Source organism: Kitasatospora sp. NPDC089913, from assembly GCF_044748625.1.
Lineage (GTDB): Bacteria > Actinomycetota > Actinomycetes > Streptomycetales > Streptomycetaceae > Kitasatospora.
In genome coordinates this window covers 1-760 of the sequence record NZ_JBIVGI010000020.1, presented here as the reverse complement: position 1 = coordinate 760, position 760 = coordinate 1, and the positions used below count along the sequence as shown (strand labels likewise).

The window sequence follows — 760 nt, the reverse complement described above, 5'->3', positions numbered from 1 at the left end:
GGAAGCCGCCACGGTCGCCGCCACCGCCGTAGGGGCGGTCACCACCGCGGTCGTCACGACGGAAACCACCACGGTCGCCGCCACGGTCGTCACGACCACCGCCGAAGCCACCACCGGACGGGCGGTCGCCACGGTCGTCACGACGGAAGCCACCGCCGGTCGGGCGGTCCCCGCCACGGTCGTCACGGCGGAAGCCACCGCGGTCGCCGCCACCGCTGTAGGGGCGGTCACCACCGCGGTCGTCGCGACGGAACCCGCCACGGTCACCGCCACGGTCGTCACGACCACCGCCGTAGCCGCCGCCGGCGGGACGGCCGCCACGGTCGCCGCCGCGGTCGTCGCGGCGCGGAGCACGGTCGTTGGACCAACCCCCGCGAGACCGGGGCTCGTAGCCGCGGCCGTCGTCCGATCGACGCTCGGGACGGTCCTGGGGCTGGTTCGCCATCGTGGTGACTCCTTCTGCTTCTTCATCTCCACCGCGCATCGGGCAGCACCACTGCCCTCTCGCGGTTCGGCGCCGGCCTCCTGGCCGTGCACCTTCTCCATTGTCCGACATCCAGGGACACCCCGCGTCCGGGCGGAAGTCCCTGGTCTGCCGTCGTACACACATGCGCGCAACGCAAAAAAGCCGCGGCCCCCAGCGAATCGCTGGGGGCCGCGGCTTTGAATGATTGTTCGGCGGCGTCCTACTCTCCCACAGGGTCCCCCCTGCAGTACCATCGGCGCTGTGAGGCTTAGCTTCCGGGTTCGGAATGTAACC

Annotated in this window: 1 protein-coding gene and 1 rRNA gene; both read right to left on the bottom strand. The window is 71.7% G+C overall.

Annotation, left to right across the window (positions count from 1 at the left end):
- The coding region (locus ACIPYS_RS26780; protein WP_400750482.1) for a hypothetical protein at positions 1 to 546 on the bottom strand (546 nt) is incomplete at its 3' end.
- A gap of 127 nt (positions 547 to 673) precedes the next feature.
- A 5S ribosomal RNA gene (gene rrf / locus ACIPYS_RS26775) occupies positions 674 to 760 on the bottom strand; the annotation flags it as partial.